The following is a 21,328-nucleotide window of genomic DNA, read 5'->3' on the forward strand; positions in this document are numbered from 1 at the left end:
GGTAAACCTGGGTCCGACCCGCAGGGTCAGACCCAGTCTGCTCGACTGCCGCGGGTTTCGGTTGTGCGCCGGAACCAAACCCGTGGCTTCAAGACCGTCGAGGGTCAGACCCTTCGGGTCTGACCCTGGTTTACCGGTTTTGCCCGCTGTGTACAATAGCGCTTTTCGAATTTAAGGACATCCCATGTCTGGCAACCTGCAAAACCCTTACCCGGCGCCTGCGCGTGCCGTCCCTACCAAGGCGGTCACGATCCCTTCGATTAACGCCCTGAAGGCAGCCGGCGAAAAGATCACCATGCTGACCTGCTACGACGCCAGCTTCGCCTCCCTGATGGACGGCTGCGGCGTGGAAGTGCTGCTGATCGGCGATTCGCTGGGCATGGTATGCAACGGCCACCAGTCCACCCTGCCGGTGACCGTGCAGGAAATCGCCTACCACACCGCCGCCGTAGCCCGTGGTGCGAAAAACGCGCTGATCCTGGCCGACATGCCTTTCGGCTCCTACGCCACACCTGAGCAGGCGTTCAACAACGCCGTGCAACTGATCCAGGCCGGCGCACACATGGTGAAGATCGAAGGCGGCGCCTGGGTTGCCGAAACCGTGCGCTTCCTGGTGGAGCGTTCGATCCCGGTTTGCGCCCACCTGGGACTGACCCCGCAGTCCGTGCACACGCTGGGCGGCTACAAGGTGCAGGGCAAGACCATCGAGAGCGCAGAGCTGCTGAAGCAGGACGCGCTCAAGCTGCAGGCTGCCGGCGCAGCGATGGTGGTGCTGGAAGCGATTCCTACCGCGCTGGGCAAGGAAGTCACCGACATGCTGTCGATGCCGACCATCGGCATCGGCGCAGGTCCGGATTGCTCGGGCCAGGTGCTGGTCATGCACGACATGCTGGGCGTATTCCCAGGCCGCAAGGCGCGCTTCGTGAAGAACTTCATGGAAGGCCAGGTGTCGATCCAGGCTGCCGTGACGGCCTACATTGACGCCGTCAAGGGCGGCACCTTCCCGGCACTGGAGCATTGCTTCTGAACCCGCTGAACGACGACGAGTACGACCGGCTCGATGAGCTGCTGGCCGAAATCGGCCCGCAGAGCATGGACGTCGCCAAGCTCGAAGGTTTCCTGACCGCGCTGGTGGTCGGCCCGGCCGAGGTGGCGCAGGAGGCGTGGTTGCCAGCAGTCTGGGGCGGCGCGGCCGGCAACGATGAAGCTGCCACGCTGGCTGTGCGCCACCACGACTACATGCGCGTATGGATGCAGAAAGACCCGGGCAGCTTTGAGCCGATCTACGAATGCGGCGGCAACTGGACTGCGGAAGCCTGGTGCGATGGCTTCATGGCCGGAGTGAGCATCGCGGCCGATGCCTGGGCGCCGCTGCGCTCCCAGCAGCCTGCCCTGCTGCTGCCGTTCCAGGCGCCGCTGAACGCCGCCAAGGTGCCGCCGGCCGTCATCAGGATCAACGAATTCTTCCACGCGCCGCAGCAGAAGGTGGCGAAGGCGGGCCGCAACGATCCTTGCCCTTGCGGCAGCGGGAAGAAATTCAAGAAGTGCTGCGGCGCTTAAACCTGGATCCAGGTCGTCTTCAACTCGGTATACTTGTCGAAGGCATGCAGCGACTTGTCGCGTCCATTGCCTGACTGCTTGTAGCCGCCAAACGGCACCGTGATGTCGTCGCCATCGTACTGGTTGACGTGCACGGTGCCCGCCTTCAGCGCCCGCGAGGTGCGGATCGCTTTCGAAATATCCGATGTCCACACAGCTGCGTGCAAGCCGTATGGCGTATCGTTGGCCTGCTTCACCGCTTCGTCAAGGTCCTTGAACGACAGCACCGACAGCACCGGGCCGAAAATTTCCTCCCGCGCGATCTTCATGGTGTTCTGCACGCCGTCAAACAGCGTAGGCTCGACATAGAAGCCGCCGGTCTCCTTCCGCACTGCATTGCCGCCGGCGAGCAGCTTCGCACCCTCGTCTCGGCCGGCATCGATGTAGCCCATCACGGTCTTCATCTGGATCGAGTCGACAATCGCGCCCATCACGGTCTTCTCGTCGAGCGGGTCGCCCGGCGCGTACGACGGCACCATGGCCAGCGCCTTCTCAAGGAACTTGTCCTTGATCGATTCCTCCACAAAGAGGCGCGAAGGCGCGTTGCAGCTTTCGCCCTGGTTGAAGTAGATCGAGCCCACCGCGGCGGCGACAGCGGCATCGAGGTCAGGGCAATCGGCGCATACGATATTGGCCGACTTGCCGCCCAGTTCCGTCCACGCCCGCTTCAGGTTTGACTGCCCCGCCATCTGAATGATCTGCTTGCCCGTGCGCGTGGAACCTGTGAAGCCAATGCAGTCCACGTCCATGTGCATGGCCAGCGCGGCGCCAGCCTCGTTGCCGTAGCCAGGCAGCACGTTGAACACGCCGGGAGGGATTCCTGCTTCCACCGCAAGGTCCGCCAGCCGCAAGGCCGACAGCGGCGATTTCTCGGATGGCTTGAGCACCACGCTGTTGCCGGCCGCCAGCGCCGGCGCGATCTTCCACGCCGTCATCAGCAGCGGATAATTCCATGGCACGATAGCCGCCACCACGCCGACCGGTTCGCGCGTGATCAGGGCCAGCGCATTGCCGGGCGTCGGCGCAATCTCGCCGTACACTTTGTCGATCGCCTCGCCGTACCAGCGGATGCAATTGACCGCGAGCGAAACGTCGACCACCTGGCTGTACTTGATGGGCTTGCCCATATCGAGTGTTTCGAGCAGCGCCAGTTCGTCCTTGTTCTGCATCATGAGGTCTGCGAACTTGATGAGAACACGTTTGCGCTGAGCCGGCGCCTGCCCGGCCCAGCGGCCGCTATCGAAGGCGCGGCGCGCCACGGCAACCGCCTGGTCGACGTCGGCCGCATCGCAGCGCGCCGTCTGCGACAGATAGCGGCCGTCGATGGGAGAAAGATTGTCGAACTTGCGTTCGCCGCGCGCCCAGGTCCGTTCGCCGTTGATGAAGGCGCGACCGTCGAGGGTCAGCATCTTGGCCCGGTCGTGCCAGTTGGTCGTTTCTTTTGCCATGGCTACATCCATCCTCTCTGCTGCAGGTCCGCATAGGTATCGTCAAGGCAGCGCCGGATCAGCGCCACCATCTCGTCGATCTGCTCGCGCGTCATTACCAGCGGCGGCGCAATGATCATGCGGTCGCCCACGGCGCGCATGATCATGCCGTTGTTGAACATATAGCCGCGGCACACCATGCCCACTTCCAGTTTCGGATCGAAGTATTCGTGGCCGTGGATCGTGGGTCCCTTGCGCCGCACGAGATTCAGGCCCGCGACGAAGCCGCAGCTATTGGCATAGCCAACCAGCGGATGGTCGCCGAGCGTGGCGAACCGCTGCGCAAGGTATGGGCCGGTATCTTCGGCCACGCGCTGGACCAGCTTTTCTTCTTCGATGATGCGTATCGTCTCAAGCGCCGCAGCACAAGCGACAGGGTGGCCAGAGTAAGTAAAGCCGTGGGCGAACTCGCCGCCCTGCCCGATCAGTACTTCCGCCACGCGTTCGCCAACCAGCACACCGCCAAGCGGAATGTAGCCCGATGTGACACCCTTGGCGAAGGTAATCAGGTCCGGCTTGAAGTCGAAATACTCGCAGGCGAACATGCGGCCGGTGCGGCCGAAGCCGGTGATCACTTCATCTGCGATCAGGAGAATGCCGTACTTGTCGCAGATGCGCTGGATCTCCGGCCAGTAGGTGCGCGGCGGAATCACCACGCCGCCGGCACCCTGGATCGGCTCGCCGATAAACGCCGCCACCTTTTCCGGGCCGACGTCGAGGATCTTCTCCTCCAGCCACGAAGCTGCCTCGATGCCGAATTCATCCTCCGACATGCCGCGCCCCGACTCGAGGTAGTTCGGCTGGCGGATGTGCACGATGCCGGGAATCGGCAAGCCGCCCTGCGCATGCATGCCTTCCATGCCGCCCAGAGAGGCGCCCGCCATGGTGCTGCCATGGTAGGCGTTGAAGCGGCTGATGATGGTGTGGCGGTGTGGCTGACCCTTCAAGTCCCAATAGCGGCGCACCATGCGCACATTGGTGTCGTTTGCCTCCGAGCCCGAGCCCGTGAAGAACACATGCTTGAAACCAGGCGGCGCAATCTCCGCCAGCTTGGCGGCCAGCGTCACGGCCGGCACGTTGGTCGTGTTGAAGAAGCTGTTGTAGAACGGCAGCGTTTCCATCTGATCGAACACCGCCTTCGATATGCTGTGCCGGCCGTAGCCGACATTCACGCACCACAGTCCGGACATGCCATCCAAAATCTTCTTGCCTTCAGAATCCCAGAGGTAGATGCCTTCGCCGCGCACCATCACGCGCACGCCGCGCTCGCCGAGCGCCTTGTGGTCGGTGAAGGGATGCATGTAGTGCGCATGGTCGCGCGCCTGGAGTGTCTTGGTATCGTCCATGACCGTCTCCTCATACGTGCAGCAGCAGGTGCTCGCGCTCCCACGGACTGATGACGGTCATGAACTCCTGGTGCTCAAGGTCCTTGATGGCGGCATAGACGTCGATGAAGCGCTCGCCCAGCACAAAGCGCAGCTTGTCCTCGCCACGCAGTATCTTCAGCGCTTCCGGCAAGCCTTGCGGCAGCTCGTATTTCATTTCGTAGGCGCTGCCGGTGGTCGCTGCGGTAGGTTCGAGCGATTCGGTCATGCCGAGGTAGCCGCAGGCCAGCGTCACTGCCAGCGCCAGGTAAGGATTTGCATCGGCGCCAATGATACGGTTCTCCACACGCCGGTCTTGCACGCCCGATTCCGGAACCCGGAATCCCACGGTGCGATTATCCATGCCCCACTGGATATTGATCGGCGCCGCCGTGTGGCGCACCAGCCGGCGGTAGGAATTCACATACGGCGCGACGATGGCCAGCGCACTTGGCATATAGCGCTGCAGGCCGCCGATGTAGGCCTTGAACAACTGCGACGGCGAGCCATCCTGGTTGCTGAAGATGTTCCATCCGCTGCGCGCATCGACCACGCTCTGGTGGATGTGCATTGCCGATCCCGGCTCGCCGGCCATCGGCTTGGCCATGAAGGTGGCGTACATATGATGCTTCAACGCCGCCTCGCGCAAGGTACGCTTGAAGAAGAACACCTTGTCGGCCAGGCCAAGCGGTTCGCCGTGCAGGAAGTTGATCTCCATCTGGCCGGCGCCGATTTCATGAATCAGGGTGTCCACGTCAAGGCCCATCAGATCGCAGTAATCGTAGATGTCCTCGAACAGCGGATCGAACTCGTTCACGGCGTCGATGCTGTACACCTGGCGGCTGGTTTCGGCGCGGCCGCTGCGGCCAATCGGCGCCTTCAGCGGCAGGTCGGGGTCGGAATTCTTGTCGGTCAGGTAGAACTCCAGTTCCGGCGCAACGACCGGTTTCCAGCCCCTGTCTTCGAACAGTTTCAGCACGCGGCGTAGCACAGAGCGCGGGGCGAAATCGACCAGGCGGCCATCGCTGAAGTAGCAGTCGTGGATGACTTGTGCCGTCGGATCGACAGCCCACGGCACCATGGTGATGGTGGTAGGGTCGGCCTTCAGGATCATGTCACGGTCGGTGCTGGAAATGGCGCGGTCATAGGCATCATCCTCGGTCGGATAATTTCCGGTGACGGTCATGCCAAGCACCGCCTCAGGAATGCGCATGCCGCGTTCCTGGGTGAATTTGCCTCGCGGGAGAATCTTCCCGCGTGCGACGCCGGTCAGGTCAGGGACCAGGCATTCAATCTCGGTGACTCGCTTTTCATTGAGCCACTCGTCCATGTCGGTGTAACTGAAATTTTCGCGGATTGCCATAGCTTCCTCTCAGGTAGTTTAGAAAACAGCACTACTGAAGGAAAGCCACCTAAGGAATGCGATCCCTGTGCACGCGGCACGCGAGGCCGAATGCGCTGAACATGCGCATGGAGTCGTGGTTCTCTTCGACGCGCCATTCGGGGTGCCATTGCACGGCCAGCGCGAACGAAGGCGAAGCCGCGATGGAATAAGCTTCGATCAAGCCATCGTCCGAACGTGCTTCGACTTGCAGACCAGCCGCCAGGCGATCAATGCCCTGCCCGTGCAGCGAGTTCACTTGTATTTCGCTAGCACCATCGAGGATATGCGCCAGCAAGCCGCCCTTTTCGAGCTTGACGCGGTGAGCTGCCGCGTATTGCTGCTCCAGCGATTGCGACTTGTCTTCGCGATGGTCAAAGTAGCCTGGCACCGTGTGTACGGCTTGATGCAGCGTTCCGCCCAGCGCCACGTTCACTTCCTGGAAGCCGCGGCAAATCGCCAATATCGGAATGCCGTGCATCAGCGCAGCGCGGATCAGGGGCAAAGTGGTCTCGTCGCGCGCGTGATCTTCCGGCAGCGAGGGGTCAAGGGTTTCCTGTCCATACAGGCTTGCCTGCAAATTGGAGGCAGCGCCGGTCAGCATGATGCCGTTGGCGATCCCAAGCAGGCTTTCAATATCGGTGTTGTCGCCCAAGGGCGGGACCAACAACGGCTGGCAGCGCGCTCCCACAGCCACCGCATCAACGTATTTGTTTTGAGCGGCGTAGCTGGGATGGGAGCCTTTATCCTGGCTGCAGGCGGGGACCAGTACGATGGGGCGGCGCATGTTTAGTTTTTTCGGTAACTATCAGTGTGCAGCTTGATCTTATTCCCAATTTTGGAATGTGGCAACCGTGCAGCGTGATACCCGGTATACTGGTTTTTTACTTTGGAGGCGAATCATGCTGACCCTGAAAGATCCCAGCCTTCTGCGCCAACAGTGCTTTATCGCTGGCCAATGGTGCGATGCCGACGGGGGCGCCACCATCAGCGTCACCAATCCCGCTACCGGCGAAACCCTTGGCAGCGTGCCGAAAATGGGCGCCGCCGAAACGCGCCGCGCTATCGAAGCCGCGAATGCCGCATGGCCTGAGTGGCGCAAAAAGCCAGCCAAAGCTCGTGCGGCCATCCTGCGCAAATGGAATGACCTGATCCTCGCCAATGCCGACGACCTGGCCGCGCTGATGACGGCGGAACAAGGCAAGCCGCTGGCCGAATCCAAGGGCGAGATCGCCTATGCCGCATCCTTTATCGAGTGGTTCGGCGAAGAGGCGAAGCGCGTTGCCGGCGAAACCCTGGCATCGCCATGGCCCGACAAGCGCGTGGTAGTCACACGCGAGCCGATTGGCGTCAGTGCGGCGATCACGCCGTGGAACTTCCCGGCCGCGATGATCACGCGCAAAGCCGGACCGGCGCTTGCCGCGGGTTGCCCGATGGTGGTGAAGCCGGCGGAACTCACGCCATTCTCCGCATTGGCGTTGGCCGTGCTGGCGGAGCGCGCCGGCGTACCGGCAGGCGTGTTCAGCGTGATCACCGGCGCCTCGCGCGAGATCGGCGGCGAGATGACCTCCAACCCGATCGTGCGCAAATTGAGTTTCACCGGTTCGACGGCAGTCGGCCGCCTGCTGATGGAACAGTGCGCACCGACGATCAAGAAACTGTCGCTGGAACTTGGCGGCAACGCGCCCTTCATCGTATTCGACGATGCCGACCTGGACGCGGCTGTGGAAGGTGCCATCGCCTCCAAGTACCGCAACGCCGGCCAGACTTGCGTGTGTGCGAACCGGATCTACGTGCAGGATGGCGTGTACGACTCCTTCGCATCGAAACTGGTGGAGGCAGTACGCAAACTCAAAGTCGGCAATGGCGCCGACGACGGGGTGACGCAAGGTCCGCTGATCGAGGAGAAGGCCGTAGTCAAGGTGGAAGAGCATATCGCCGATGCCGTTGGCAAGGGCGCACGCTTGCTGTTGGGCGGCAAGCGGCATGACCTGGGACACAGCTTCTTCCAGCCAACCGTGCTGGCTGACGTGAATGCGGACATGCTGGTTGCACGCGAAGAGACCTTCGGTCCGTTGGCGCCGCTGTTCCGCTTCAAGACCGACGACGAAGCCGTGGCGCTGGCCAACGACACCGAGTTCGGTCTCGCAGCGTACTTCTATTCGCGCGATATCGGCCGTATCTGGCGTGTGGCTGAAGGGTTGGAGAGTGGCATGGTTGGCGTCAACACCGGCCTGATCTCGACCGAGATTGCGCCGTTCGGCGGCGTCAAGCAATCGGGCCTGGGCCGCGAAGGCTCGACGCATGGCATGGACGACTACCTCGTCATCAAATACATCTGCATGGGAGGCATCTAGCGTGCCTACTCCTCCCGGCGAACGCTGCGTTGTTTCACCACGCCCAGCAGGGCCAGGCCTGCAGCCAGCATGGCATAGGTGAACGGCTCGGGAATCGGGATGGTGCCAACCGCGGTCTGAGCCGCGAACTCGAACGACAGGTCCACATAGATTTCGTCGTCCGTGGTATTGGCAAAGCCCAGCCAGAAATCCTCCACATTGGTGCTGCCTGCGCCTGTCGCCAGCTCGACGGTTCGCGCCAGGTAGGTCCACAGCTCCGGCTGTCCAGCGGATCGCATTTCGATCAGCGTACCGGCCTTGCCCCAGGAGACCGAAAAGTCGGGATCCTGGCGGGTGACCGAGTATTCGGCCGTGCCGGCGACGGTCAAGGCCGCATTAGGTGCGAGGAAGAAGCCAAAACGCTGATCCAGCCATGCGTTCGCCTTGCCGCCCGGGCCAAGATCGCTGTCGGCATCCGAAACGGCTCCGATGGATCCGGTCATGCCATACATGGCTTGCGCGGACGAATGCGCTGTAGCCAGACTAAGAATATCGTTCGCAGTCCCGGTGACATGACGGCTGTCGGTTTGGGTGTTCAGCGCGACCGTGAGATCCCCGGAGAGGCCATCCGGCCGGAAGCTTGCGGCGACACCGTCGTCCGGCTGAAGGTCCAGGACGCCGAACTGCAGGTTCGTAACGCGCGCGGTAGCGGTGACGCCCGCGTCGGCGGCGGCGCTTGCCGCGACAAGGGCCAGCATTGCACCGGCCAGGGATGTACTGAAAGATGGAATGAGGTTCATCGCAGTCCCCTTCGTCAGCACGATTTACGGCGCAGTGCGCCCAACAGCATCAAGCCCGCGGCAAACATCGCATAAGCCGAAGGTTCCGGAATCGATGAAACGATCATCCCGCTGGCGGCCACGTAGGTATCCACCAGCACCTTTATGTCGTCGTCCGTGGAGTTCGCATACATCAGGTAAAAGTCCTCGGACCAACTGCCCCCGCCGCTGTCAGGGACGGTATCCACGAAGTGGCGAAATACGGTGAAAGTTCCCTCCCACGTCTTGATCAGGGCGGCGGCGGCGACGTAGCCGAGGGAATCGTAGGTTCCCACATCCGTTCTGGCGATGGAAGTGGAGGCTTCGCCGCGCACCGTGAGCACGCTGTGCGGCGCGATGGTAACGGTATAGTTACGGAAAACGGATGCACCGGTATCTCCCCCGACGGCCAGGTTGTCGTACGCGGCGATGCCCGCTTTCATGCTGCCCACCTGATCATAAGAGAATCCGGCGAACGACGGGCCGGAGGTGTAAAAGACCGTTTCGCTCATCCCCTTGGCGATGGAGCGGATGTCATGGCGTTCCAGCCCACCGGGACTGCGGTCGACAAGGTAGCGGCTGACCATGCCTTCCTCTCCATTGATGGTAATGCCGGCCGCCTGGCCATCGCTCGGCGTCAAGTCGATCACGCCAAACTGCACATTGCTTATTTGAGACTCCGCAACGACACTGGGATCGGCCGCCGCCATGCCGCAGGCAGCGGCAAGCGCGGTACCGAGCAGTTCCTTCCGCACGATATGCAAGACATTCATTGGTAGACCTCGACAGGTTTGATTGGAGGCTGTCAGCGCGCCCCGGCGCAATAACCGCAAAGTGGTCCTCGCTTGCATCAAATCAGTAGCACTTTCGCAATTATTTCGCAGTCTACCTGTCGAATTTCACCGATGTGCTTTCGTTACCCGTGGTCATTACTGCCCCGCCCGCAGCTCTGCCCACTGGCCCAGGCAACGATCTTGTCGTCGAAGAGGATTGGTGAATCATACCCGTGGGTTGCCAAACCATCTGGCTGCACTGCCGGCAGCGTCGCTCCTTCTGCTGGCGCCATCACTGGCCCAGGCAACGATACCGTCAGGACGTATCAGCAGCGCACTTAAATCCAGTCGCTCCTTTGCGGAACTCGCAACGTAGCAAAGACTAGCGCCCCAGCGAGCGGCAATCTTCCTGAGCGATTCGTTCCCATCGAAATCGAGCAAAATCCCCTGCCCTGTTCGAAGATGCATGTTCAGCCTCGTCCCGTCGGCAAGCTCAAAATCTGGCGCGCTACGGCCTGCCAGCGGGTGAGCGACGCCGAGATCGTAGCGGGTTTCGACGCCCCAAACACGTCCGGCGAAATAGGTCGCGCCATCATTCGTCTGAATCAAGTCGCGGATGATTGCTTCCAGCGCACGCGAACTCGGGCAAGGACGCATCAATGCTACCTGCGCGCGCGACCAGTCGAGAATTCGCGCGCCTTCCGGTTGCCGTTCGCGTTCGTAACTATCAAGCAGATCGGTTGGGGCAGTTCCATGCAACGTCGCTGCAAGCTTCCAGCCAAGGTTCATTGCGTCGCCAAGCCCGAGGTTCAGCCCCTGCCCGCCAAGCGGCGAATGTATGTGCGCGGCGTCGCCGGCCAATAGCACGCGGCCCTTCTTGTATTCCACTGCCTGGTAAGCGCGGTCGGTCCAGGTCGTGGCAAGTTCGAGCTCCGTTACCGTGACGTCGGCGCCTGAAATCTTGCGCAGCACATTTCCGACATGCTCTCGCGTTATTGGAACGGTGCGATGGAAAGCGCCTCCGTCAAAGTCAACCATGCCGAGCGTACCGGGCGCTGCGTAGACATACATTCCTGTCGCTGTGTAATGGCGGCCGGGTTTGAGCATGCCCGGTTCGGCAAGCGTGACCTTGGCCGAGTAGCCCGTGAACTCAGGATCAGTGCCGGTAAAGCCAATCCGCGCCAGCTTGCGCACAATACTGCGCCCACCGTCGCAGCCAACGAGCCACTGACCTCGAAACTCGCGGCCTCCTGCGAAGACAGTTACGCCAGCTTCGGACTGCCTGAGATCTTCGACGCCGCAACCGCGCAATATCTCGACGCCCAGCTTGTTCGCATGCGCCGCGAAGACCGCTTCGAGACTTGCCATGTCTGTGGCGACATTGCTGACCGGCCCCGGCAGACGGTACTGCCACTGCGTGCTGTCAATCTGATCGTGGAAGAATTGGATGCCGGCGAAGTGAGCTGCGGGGCGGCGCGGCTGCTGCAACCAGTGCGCGGCGGCCGGCGCGTCGCGGCTGACTGCACGCTCCTCGATTGGATGCAGCAGGTCGCGGCGGTCCAGGCTTTCGATGGTCGGTACGGAAAGGCCACGCAGCCCGAATGGGAGTTCCTTCAGCGGGCTGTATGGCTCTTGCGCCTGCTCCAGGATGAGCACCGAGCAGCCGGCCAGGCGCAACTCGCAGGCGAGAAACAGACCAACAGGACCGGCGCCTGCAATCAGGACGTCGTGGGAATTGAGTTTGGGGGTTTGCATGTCGAGGCTCCTTTGTCGATATTCGACCGGAGCGTTCCCTATCCTGGACTCCGCACGGACGAACAGTTGGACGCCAAATGGCGTCAAATATTCGTCGCGGGGATCTCATGCAAGGGCCAAAGACCAGAGCTTTCGTTACCGAAAGGACTTGGGCTTACCAAACCAAGTCTGCCTTTTCCGACAGGCGGAATATAACATTGGCTTCAAAAGGCGGTCAATGCTTTGAACACCGGTAAACCAGGGTCTGACCCAAGGGTCAGACCCGCCAAGGCGACTGTCTGCGATTCTGGTGGCTTGCGATGACCTTTAGACATGCAGGAGGAGGTGCTCGCGTTCCCAGGGGCTGATCACGCGCATGAATTCCTGGTGCTCGAGGTCCTTTACCGCTGCGTAGACATCGATGAAGCGTTCGCCCAGCACCTGGTGCAGCTTTTCTTCCGCCCTTAGCGCGCGCAATGCTTCGGGCAGTCCTTGCGGCAGTTCGTACTTCATATCATGGGCGCTGCCGGATGTTGGCGCGGTGGCTTCGATCTGTTCGGTCATGCCGAGGTAGCCGCAGGCTAGCGTGACTGCCAACGCGAGGTAGGGATTGGCATCAGCGCCGATGATGCGGTTTTCAATGCGCCGGTCCTGCACGCCGGATTCAGGCACGCGGAAGCCAACCGTCCGATTATCGGTGCCCCATTGGATATTGATCGGTGCGGCCGTGTGCCGCACAAGCCGGCGATAGGAATTCACATACGGCGCGGCGATCGCCAGCGCTGCGGGCATGTAGCGCTGCAACCCGCCGATGTAGTATTTGAACAGTTGCGATGGCGCGCCGTCGGCATCGCTGAAGATATTCCTGCGGCTACGTGCATCGAGTACGCTCTGGTGTACGTGCATCGCTGATCCGGGTTCGTCAGCCATGGGTTTGGCCATGAAGGTGGCGTGCATATGGTGCTTGATGGCGGCTTCGCGCAGCGTGCGCTTGAAATAAAACACATTGTCGGCAAGGCCCAGCGGTTCGCCGTGCAGGAAGTTGATTTCCATCTGGCCGGCGCCGATTTCATGGATCAGTGTGTCGACGTCGAGTCCCATCATGTCGCAGAAGTCGTAGATGTCTTCGAACAGCGGATCGAATTCATTCACCGCGTCGATGCTGTAAACCTGACGGCTTGTCTCAGCGCGGCCGCTGCGGCCGATGGGTGCCTTCAGCGGCAAATCGGGGTCGGAGTTCTTGTCGGTCAGGTAGAACTCCAGCTCGGGCGCTACGATGGGGCACCAGCCCTGGTCCTCATACAGCTTGAGCACGCGCCGCAGCACGGAGCGTGGTGCGAAATCGACCAGGCGGCCATCGGCGAAATAGCAGTCGTGGATGACTTGTGCTGTGGGGTCGGCAGCCCAGGGCACCATGGTGATGGTGCTGGGGTCGGCCTTCAGAACCATGTCGCGGTCGGTGGGCGAGATGGCGCGGTCGTAGGCGGCATCGTCTTGCGGCGAATTGCCGGTGACGGTCATGCCGAGCACGGCCTCCGGGATGCGCATGCCCCGTACTTCGGTGAATTTAGCCCTCGGCAGTATCTTGCCGCGTGCGACGCCGGTCAGGTCCGGCACCAGACATTCAATTTCGGTGACCCGTTTATCGTTGAGCCACTCATCCATGTCCGTGTAGGTAAAGTTGTCACGGATTGCCATGATGCGCTCCCATGACAACTCTACCACGGACGGGTTTTACGCGGTTTCCTCCACGCGTACTTCACTCAGCAGTTTCTTCAGCTCCGGCACGCAGGAACCGCAATTCCCGCCGGCTTTCACACAGGCGGTGATCTGTGCCGGCGTAGTCAGGTTCTGCTCGCGGATCGCTTTGCAGATCGTATTGCGGCCTACGCCGAAGCAGGAGCAGACCGTAGGCCCGGCGTCGGCGCCGGCTGCAATCGGGCGGCCCGCCAGCAGCGCTGCGCGGTCGGCCAGTTCCAATTGCGGCTTGTCGAACAGGCTGGCCAGCCATTGGCGGGCCGGCAGGTCCGGACGGGCCGAGATGAAGATGCACTGCGCGATGCGGTCGTCGACCAGGTGCACGGCGCGGAATACGCCGGAGGTGCGGTCGGCGTATTCCAGCCAGTCGGCGTCGTCGTCCTTAATGCCGAGCAGCTGGCGCGCCCAGGCGCCGAAATCTTCGATCGCATTGCGGCCGGCAAGTTCGTAGCGCTGGAAGTCCTTGCCCTGCACTTTGGTCCAGTAGGCCAGTGCATCAAGCTCCAGTCCTTCGCGGCTCAGAATAAAGCCGTGCCATTTGACAGGGAAGCGGTCGACCATTACGGGCGTGTGCTTGAATTCCGGCTCGCCGGAGACCGGGTCGACTACCGGGTTCACCACGCCCCCGACACGGGCGTCGGAAGCGGTCTGGTTATTCCAGTGAATCGGCACGAAGACGCTGCCGCGCGCGATGCCGCCGCCGTGCTGGACGCGGGCGATCATGCTGCCCCATTGACTGGAGACTCGCGCCAGTTCGCCTTCCTTCACGCCGCACAGCAGGGCATCCTGCGGGTGCATGTCGATGAAGGATTCGGGGATGTGGTCGGCAAGCTTCGGCGCGCGCCCGGTGCGGGTCATGGTGTGCCAGTGGTCGCGTACGCGGCCGGTGTTGAGGGTGATAGGGAATTCGCCGTCCGGCAGGTTGGCCGGGGCGCGCGGCACTGTGGCGACGAAACGCGCGCGGCCGTCGGCGTGCGAGAAGCGGCCGTCCGCGAACGGGCGGCTGGATGGCGGCACATCGGCGATCTGGATCGCAGGCCATTGCGTTGGCTGCAGTGCGTCGTAGGCGGTTTCACCCAGCGTGGCAAGTGCGCCGATGTTGAAGGCGCGCGGCAGTTCGCTGGCGCTATTGCGCCAGGCGCTCAAGCGGGCGTGCTCGGTGAAGATCTCGGCGGCGCTGGCGTAGCCAAAGCCATCGTAGCCCATGCGCAATGCGAACTGCGAAAGGATCAGCCAGTCCGCCCTCGCCTCGCCCGGCGCAGGCAGGAAGGCACGCTGGCGCGAGATGCGGCGCTCGGAGTTGGTGACCGTGCCGTCCTTTTCGCCCCATGCCAGGGCCGGCAGCAGGACGTCGGCGTAGGCATTGGTGTCGGTATCGCGCACCACGTCGGACACCACGACCAGCTCGCAGCGCTCCAGCGCGCGGCGCACCTGGTCGGCGTTCGGCAGGCTGACCACCGGGTTGGTGGCGATCACCCACACCGCCTTCACGCGTCCGGCTTCAATGGCCTCGAACAGGTCGACCGCCTTCAGACCGGGCTTCGATGCGATGCGGGGCGAATCCCAGAATGTCTGCACGGCGTCGCGGTGCGCGGCATTGTCCAGGTCCATGTGCGCGGCCAGCATATTGGCCAGGCCGCCCACTTCGCGGCCGCCCATTGCGTTGGGCTGACCGGTGATGGAGAACGGGCCCATGCCCTGCTTGCCGATGCGGCCGCCGATCAGGTGGCAGTTGATGATGCTGTTCACCTTGTCGGTGCCGGCGCTGGACTGGTTGACGCCCATCGAGAAGCCGGTGATCACTTTCGCTGTGGAGGCGAAGGATTCGTAGAACTCCATCAGGTCCTGCAGGTTGAGGCGGCAGGCGCGCGCAACCTCTTCCGGCGTCAGCGTGGCCACTGCCAAAGCGTCTTCCAGGCCATTGGTATGCGCGGCCACGAACTCCGGATCGACGGCGCCGATGCGCGACAGGTAGCCCAGCAAGCCGTTGAACAGCCAGACGTCGGTGCCCGGCTTGATTGGCAGGTGCAGGTCGGCCAGTTCGCAGGTGGCGGTGCGGCGCGGGTCGACCACCACGATCTTCAGATTCGGGCGCGCTTCCTTGGCGCGCGTCAGGCGCTGGAACAGGATCGGGTGGCACCAGGCCAGGTTGGAACCGACCAGCACCACCATGTCGGCATGGTCGATATCCTCATAGTTGACCGGCACGACGTCTTCGCCGAAGGCGCGCTTGTGGCCCGCCACGGCGGACGACATGCACAGGCGGGAATTGGTATCGATGTTGGCGCTGCCGATATAGCCTTTTGCCAGCTTGTTGGCGACGTAGTAGTCCTCGGTCAGCAACTGGCCGGAGACGTAGAAAGCCACTGCATCCGGGCCGTGCTCGTCGATGATGGCGCGCCATTTGTCGGCCACGTGGTCGAGCGCCTCGCCCCACGCAACGCGCTGCAGCGAGCTGTCGCCCTTCCGGTCGCGCATCATCGGATACAGCAAACGGCCTTCCAGTCCGATTGTCTCGCCCAGCGCCGAACCCTTCACACACAAGCGGCCCTGGTTGGCGGGATGCGCGGCATCGCCGGCAATATCGAAACCGCCATCCGCACGCGGCGTCGCCGTGACACCACAACCAACACCGCAATAGGCGCACGTCGTCTTAATCATGAATTCACGCAGCCTGCGCGCAAAGCGCCTGCCCAAACAAAAGATGGTTGCGCATCGACGAAATGTCGGTGCGATTCTGGATCAGGTCGAAGTACCATGGGCCGTCCTGCACGTCACCATACAACACGGCGCCGGTGATGCGGCCGCCATCGAGCACCAGGCGCTTGTAGACGCCCCGGCGCGGGTCGCGCAGCACCAGGTCTTCGCTGCCTTTGCCGCCGATGAAGTCGCCGACCGAGTACAGGTCGACGCCGGTTACTTTCAGGCGGGTTGGCGTTACCTGCTGCACGTAGCGGCGGTGGCCATTGCCTGCCAGGTGGGCGGCACAGACGCGCGCCTGCTCCCAGATCGGCGCTACCAGGCCGAAGGTGGCGCGGCGGTGCTGCACGCATTCGCCGACGGCATAGATGCGCGGGTCGAAGCTTTGCAGCGTATCGTCCACCACGATGGCACGTTCGCAATGCAGACCGCTGCGTTTTGCCAGCTCGATATTCGGTCGCACGCCGGCGGTCATCACCACCAGGTCGGCCGGGATTTCGCTGCCGTCGGCGAAGCGCACGGCGGTCACGCGCTCGGGCCCGACGATCTCGCTGGTCTGCGCTTCCAGGCGGAAGGCCAGGCCCTTCGCTTCCAGCGCCTTCTGCAGCAATTGCGCAGCAGGCTTGTCCAGCTGCTGGTTCATCAGCGAATCGGTCACGTGCACCACGGTGACCTGCATGCCCTGGCGCTGCAGGCCGTTGGCTGCTTCCAGGCCGAGCAGGCCGCCGCCGATGACGACCGCGTGGCGGTGGTTGCGCGCTGCCTCCAGCATCTGTTCGACGTCGTTGATGTCGCGGAAGGCCAGCACGCCAGGCAGCTCATGGCCCGGCACCGGGATGATGAACGGGCGCGAGCCGGTTGCGATCAGCAGGCGGTCATAGCGCACCTCGAGGCCGGAACGGGCGCGCACCAGGCGGCGCTTGCGGTCGATGAATTCGACCGCGTCGCCTGCGTGCAGGGTGATGCGGTTCTGCTCATACCATTCGCGGGTGTTCAGCATGATGTCGTCGACCGTCTTCTCGCCTGCCAGCACCGGCGACAACAGGATGCGGTTGTAGTTGCCGTGCGGTTCGGCGCCAAAGACGGTGATGTCGTACATGTCCGGCGCGAGCTTGAGGAGCTCCTCGACCGTGCGCATGCCGGCCATGCCGTTGCCGATGACGACCAGCGCGGGTTTCATGCCCCTACCCAGACCTTTCCGCCTTCGATGCGTGCGGGCCAGGTCGGCACCGAGTGCTCCGGCGCTTCCAGGCATTCGCCGGTCTGCAGGTCGAAGTGATGCTTGTAGATCGGCGAGGCAACTACCAGGCGCTCGCCCAGGTTGCCCACCAGGCCGCGCGATAGCACGGAGGCGTCCGAATTCGGGTCGTAGTTTCCGATGGCGAAGACGCGCGCTTCGCTGCCGTCGTTCAGGTGGAACACGGCGACCTGCTGGCCCTGCAGCAAGGCGCAGACACCGGTGTTCGGGACAATCTGGTCAACGTCGCAGATGGCGGTCCAGGCGGAGGCGGATTGGTCACGATGCATGGCGGGTCTCCTTATGCGATGGCTTTGATTGGGATGCGCTTGCGTTCTTCCACGGTGGCGGGGCGGATCTGGCCGCGCTCTTCCATGAAGACCACGTTGCTGTCGGATTCCGGGCTGTTGACGAAGTGGCGGAAGCGGGCGCGCGTTTCAGGATTGTTGACGGCTTCCTTCCACTCGCAGGCGTAGGTATCGACCACGCGCTGCATGTCTTCTTCCATTTCGGCGTTGATGCCCAGCTTGTCGTTGATGATCACGTCCTTCAGGTAATCCAGGCCGCCTTCCAGGTTTTCGCGCCAGGTGCTGGTGCGCTGCAGGCGGTCGGCGGTACGGCTGTACAACATCAGGAAGCGGTCGACGTAGGCCACCAGGGTTGCCTTGTCCAGGTCGGAAGCCAGCAGCTCGGCATGGCGCGGCTTCATGCCGCCGTTGCCGCACACGTACAGGTTCCAGCCTTTTTCGGTGGCGATGATGCCGACGTCCTTGCCTTGCGCTTCGGCGCATTCGCGGGTGCAGCCGGACACGCCGAACTTGATCTTGTGCGGAGTGCGCAGGCCCTTGTATCGGTTCTCCAGCTCAATCGCCAGGCCGACCGAATCACCGACACCGTAGCGGCACCAGGTCGAGCCGACGCAGGACTTCACGGTACGCAGCGACTTGCCGTAGGCGTGGCCGGTTTCGAAGCCAGCTTCGATCAGTTCTTCCCAGATCGCGGGCAACTGGTCGACGCGGGCGCCGAACAGGTCGACACGCTGGCCGCCAGTGATCTTGGTATACAGGCCGTACTTCTTGGCCACTTGGCCAACGGCGATCAGGCCTTCCGGCGTCACTTCGCCGCCCGGCATGCGCGGTACCACCGAGTAGGTGCCGTCTTTCTGGATATTGCCCAGGAAGTAGTCGTTCGAATCCTGCAGGCTGGCATGCTCTTTCTTCAGCACGAAGTCATTCCAGCAGGTGGCGAAGATGCTCGCGGCCAGCGGCTTGCAGACGTCGCAGCCCATGCCCTTGCCGTGGCGCGCCAGCAGGTCTTCGAAGGACTTGATCTGGCCGACGCGGATCAGGTGGAACAATTCCTGGCGCGAATGCGGGAAGTGTTCGCAAACGTGGTTGTTCACGTCCATGCCCAGCTTCTTCATTTCCGCCTTCATGATCTGCGTCACCAGGGGCACGCAGCCGCCGCAGGAGGTGCCGGCGTTGCAGCACTGCTTGATGGCGCCGATGCTGGTGGCGCCGCCGGCGACAGCCTCGCAGATCGCGCCTTTCGACACGTCGTTGCAGGAGCAGATCTGGGCGCCGGCCGGCAGGGCATCCACGCCCAAGCCCGGCTTGGCGGCGCCGTCGGATTGCGGCAGGATCAGGAATTCCGGCGCTTCCGGCAGTTCGATCTTGTTCAGCATCATTTGCAGCAAGGTGCCGTATTCGCCGGCATCGCCCACCATCACGCCGCCCAGCAGGTACTTGCCGCAATCGGAGACCACGATCTTCTTGTAAACCTGCTTGCGCTCGTCGGTGAACTGATAGCTGCGCGCGCCTTCCGCCTTGGCGTGCGGGTCGCCGATGCTGGCCACGTCCACTCCCATCAGCTTCAGCTTGGTGCTCATGTCGGCACCGGTGAATTCGGCGGCGCTGTCGCCGCTGATATGGCGCGCGGTGACGCGGGCCATGTCGTAGCCCGGTGCAACCAGGCCATACACCATGCCATTCCACAGTGCGCATTCGCCGATCGCGTACACGTCCGGGTCGCTGGTCTGGCAGTGATTGTTGATGGCGATGCCGCCGCGTGGGCCGACTTCCAGGCCGCATTCGCGCGCCAGGTAGTCGCGCGGGCGGATACCGGCGGAGAACACAATCATGTCGGCGTCCAGCGAAGTGCCGTCGGCGAACTGCATGCGGTGGGTGCCGGCCTCGCCGTCCACGATGGCGGTGGTGTTCTTGCCGGTGTGGACGGTCACGCCCAGGTCTTCGATCTTCTTGCGCAGCACGCGGCCGCCGCCATCGTCGACCTGCACCGCCATCAGGCGCGGGGCAAATTCAACGACGTGGGTTTCCAGGCCCATGTCTTTCAGCGCCTTGGCGCATTCCAGGCCGAGCAGGCCGCCGCCGATCACCACGCCGGTTTTCGAGCGGGCGCCGCATTCCTGCATGGCTTCCAGGTCTTCGATGGTGCGGTAGACGAAGCAGTCCTTGCGGTCCTTGCCTTCCAGCGCAGGCACGAAGGGGAAGGAACCGGTGGCGATCACCAGCTTGTCGTAGGCCAGCACTTCGCCGCTATTGCTGGTGACGGTGCGCGCGGCGCGGTCGATTGCGACGGCGCGGCCGTTCAGCTTCAGGACCATGTCATCGCGGTCGAAGAAGCCTGGCTCCACCAGGGAAAGCTCGTCGGCGCTCTTGCCGCTGAAGAATTCCGACAGGTGCACGCGGTCATATGCCGGGCGCGGTTCTTCGCACAGGATGGTGACTTGCGCGCTGCCTGCCGGCAGGGATTTCAGGAACTGGTGGCCAACCATGCCGTGGCCGATGACGACGATCTTCTTCATGCTGCTGCTCCTGCAATGGCGTTTTCTTTTACGGTGGATTCGCTGAAGCGTGCGGCCAGTGCGCACAGCGCGGAGACGGCGACGAACACGCCCAGGATCCACAGGGTTTGCTGGGTATTGCCGATGCCTTTCAGCAGGAAGCCTGCGGCCACTGCGCCTACGTTGCCGCCGGCGCCGATGATGCCGGCCACGCCGCCCAGGGCGCGCTTGTCGACGAAAGGCACCAGCGCATACGTCGCGCCGCAGGCCATGTGGGTGAACAGGCCGAATACCAGCATGGCGATCACGGCGAGGGTCACGCTGTCAGCCTTGGCGAAGAACATCAGGCCGACGCCTTCGCCGATCATCATGGCGAACAGCAGGGTGACACGGCTATTCAGGCTGCCGCGGGCGGCTGCTTTGTCGGAGACATAGCCGCCCAGGGCGCGGGCAAACAGCGCCAGCAGGCCGAAACTGCCAGCCGCCAGGCCGGCTTGCGGCAGCGTGAGCTTGAAGGTGTCGACGTAGTAAGTGGCGGCGATGTTGTGGATGAAAATCTCCACGCCGAAGCAGGCGCCGTAGGTGATAAACAGCAGCCACACACGGTAGTTGGCAGCAGCCAGCTTGAAGCTCGACCAGCCGCCCTTCTTGCCGCCTTCCAGTTCGACGCCGGCAGCGCGCAGGTCGGCGTAGTTGCCTTCCGGGCAGTCCTGGGTGAAGCGGTAGTAGACAAAAGCCATGATCAGCATCAGCACGCCCGGCACCACCAGGGCGGCGCGCCAGCCCATGGTTTCGTTCACGCCCAGCATGACCATGGCGGCCATGATCATCGGCATGGTGGACTGCACCACGCCGCCGCCCGCATTGCCCCAGCCGGCGGCTGCCGCGTTGGCGGTGCCGACCACGTTCGGCGCGAACATGACGGAGGTGTGATACTGGGTGATGACGAAGCTGGCGCCGACCGCGCCGATCAGCAGGCGGAAGAACAGGAAGCTCTCATAGGTCTGCGCCGCAGCCACGCCCAGCACAGGGATGGCGCCTAGCAGCAGCAGGCCGGTGTAGGCCTTGCGCGGGCCGTAGCGGTCGCACAGCGGGCCGATAATCAGGCGCACGATGATGGTGATCGCGACGGCAGCGATATTGATGTTGGCGATCTGCCCCGGGGTCAGGCCGAATTCGCCTTTAATTACCGGCATCAGTGGAGCGCAGGCGAACCACGCGAAGAAGCAGACGAAGAAGGCCATCCAGGTGAGGTGGAAGGCACGCATCTGCGGCGTTGAGAACGAAAACAGTTTGATGCTGGTCGCTTTGGCCATGTCGTTATCCCTGAAAACAAAA

At 62.8% G+C, this 21,328-nt stretch carries 16 protein-coding genes; 3 read left to right on the forward strand and 13 right to left on the reverse strand.

The features are described 5' to 3' along the window. The first annotated feature begins 184 nt into the window (after nt 1-184). Nucleotides 185-1,027: a 3-methyl-2-oxobutanoate hydroxymethyltransferase gene (panB, locus tag ACN9MZ_RS27540; protein WP_426339978.1), complete on the forward strand. Its 843-nt coding sequence runs from the start codon at nt 185-187 to the stop codon at nt 1,025-1,027. Further along, complete coding sequence (locus tag ACN9MZ_RS27545) at nt 1,018-1,560, forward strand: UPF0149 family protein (RefSeq protein WP_426339979.1); 543 nt, start codon at nt 1,018-1,020, stop codon at nt 1,558-1,560. Before panB ends, ACN9MZ_RS27545 begins: the two co-directional genes overlap by 10 nt. Here ACN9MZ_RS27545 and ACN9MZ_RS27550 read toward each other — a convergent pair. The 4 genes from ACN9MZ_RS27550 to ACN9MZ_RS27565 are packed head-to-tail and all read right to left on the reverse strand — an operon-like array spanning nt 1,557 to nt 6,618. Continuing rightward, nucleotides 1,557-3,047 (reverse strand): aldehyde dehydrogenase, encoded by a 1,491-nt coding sequence (locus ACN9MZ_RS27550; RefSeq protein WP_426339980.1) that lies wholly within the window; start codon nt 3,045-3,047, stop codon nt 1,557-1,559. The genes ACN9MZ_RS27545 and ACN9MZ_RS27550 overlap by 4 nt on opposite strands. 2 nt (nt 3,048-3,049) lie before the next feature. After that, nucleotides 3,050-4,432, reverse strand: coding sequence for an aspartate aminotransferase family protein (locus ACN9MZ_RS27555; protein ID WP_426339981.1), 1,383 nt, complete (start codon nt 4,430-4,432; stop codon nt 3,050-3,052). Nucleotides 4,433-4,442: 10 nt separating this feature from the next. After that, entirely contained in the window at nt 4,443-5,813 is a 1,371-nt protein-coding gene (locus ACN9MZ_RS27560; protein ID WP_426339982.1) for a glutamine synthetase family protein, read from the reverse strand. 49 nt (nt 5,814-5,862) lie between these two features. After that, nucleotides 5,863-6,618, reverse strand: coding sequence for a gamma-glutamyl-gamma-aminobutyrate hydrolase family protein (locus ACN9MZ_RS27565; RefSeq protein WP_426339983.1), 756 nt, complete (start codon nt 6,616-6,618; stop codon nt 5,863-5,865). Between the two features lie 115 nt (nt 6,619-6,733). Here ACN9MZ_RS27565 and gabD point away from each other — a divergent pair, with 115 nt between their 5' ends. Continuing rightward, nucleotides 6,734-8,188: an NADP-dependent succinate-semialdehyde dehydrogenase gene (gabD, locus tag ACN9MZ_RS27570; RefSeq protein ID WP_426339984.1), complete on the forward strand. Its 1,455-nt coding sequence runs from the start codon at nt 6,734-6,736 to the stop codon at nt 8,186-8,188. Between the two features lie 5 nt (nt 8,189-8,193). Here the strand turns inward: gabD and ACN9MZ_RS27575 are convergent, their stop codons facing one another. The 9 genes from ACN9MZ_RS27575 to ACN9MZ_RS27615 all read right to left on the reverse strand — a co-directional run bounded on the left by ACN9MZ_RS27575 (nt 8,194) and on the right by ACN9MZ_RS27615 (nt 21,306). Continuing rightward, the gene (locus ACN9MZ_RS27575; RefSeq protein WP_426339985.1) at nt 8,194-8,967 is read right to left on the reverse strand and encodes a hypothetical protein; all 774 of its coding nucleotides are present in this window, start codon (nt 8,965-8,967) and stop codon (nt 8,194-8,196) included. A gap of 14 nt (nt 8,968-8,981) precedes the next feature. Next, on the reverse strand, nt 8,982-9,758 hold the full coding sequence (locus ACN9MZ_RS27580) for a PEP-CTERM sorting domain-containing protein (protein WP_426339986.1): 777 nt from the start codon (nt 9,756-9,758) through the stop codon (nt 8,982-8,984). A gap of 225 nt (nt 9,759-9,983) precedes the next feature. Then, nucleotides 9,984-11,513 (reverse strand): FAD-dependent monooxygenase, encoded by a 1,530-nt coding sequence (locus tag ACN9MZ_RS27585; protein ID WP_426339987.1) that lies wholly within the window; start codon nt 11,511-11,513, stop codon nt 9,984-9,986. Nucleotides 11,514-11,819: 306 nt separating this feature from the next. Next, entirely contained in the window at nt 11,820-13,190 is a 1,371-nt protein-coding gene (locus tag ACN9MZ_RS27590) for a glutamine synthetase family protein (protein WP_426339988.1), read from the reverse strand. A gap of 36 nt (nt 13,191-13,226) precedes the next feature. Continuing rightward, nucleotides 13,227-15,911, reverse strand: a complete 2,685-nt coding sequence (locus tag ACN9MZ_RS27595; RefSeq protein ID WP_426339989.1) for a molybdopterin-dependent oxidoreductase — start codon at nt 15,909-15,911, stop codon at nt 13,227-13,229. Between the two features lie 4 nt (nt 15,912-15,915). Continuing rightward, nucleotides 15,916-17,130: an NAD(P)/FAD-dependent oxidoreductase gene (locus tag ACN9MZ_RS27600; protein WP_426339990.1), complete on the reverse strand. Its 1,215-nt coding sequence runs from the start codon at nt 17,128-17,130 to the stop codon at nt 15,916-15,918. Continuing rightward, entirely contained in the window at nt 17,127-17,477 is a 351-nt protein-coding gene (nirD, locus tag ACN9MZ_RS27605) for a nitrite reductase small subunit NirD (protein WP_426339991.1), read from the reverse strand. The genes ACN9MZ_RS27600 and nirD overlap by 4 nt, the downstream gene beginning before the upstream one ends. A gap of 11 nt (nt 17,478-17,488) precedes the next feature. Beyond that, complete coding sequence (gene nirB / locus ACN9MZ_RS27610; protein WP_426339992.1) at nt 17,489-20,011, reverse strand: nitrite reductase large subunit NirB; 2,523 nt, start codon at nt 20,009-20,011, stop codon at nt 17,489-17,491. Continuing rightward, nucleotides 20,008-21,306, reverse strand: coding sequence for an MFS transporter (locus ACN9MZ_RS27615; protein WP_426339993.1), 1,299 nt, complete (start codon nt 21,304-21,306; stop codon nt 20,008-20,010). Before ACN9MZ_RS27615 ends, nirB begins: the two co-directional genes overlap by 4 nt. Nucleotides 21,307-21,328: the final 22 nt, after the last annotated feature.

Source organism: Pseudoduganella sp. S-14, assembly GCF_049913285.1.
In the GTDB taxonomy this organism is placed as follows: domain Bacteria; phylum Pseudomonadota; class Gammaproteobacteria; order Burkholderiales; family Burkholderiaceae_D; genus Rugamonas.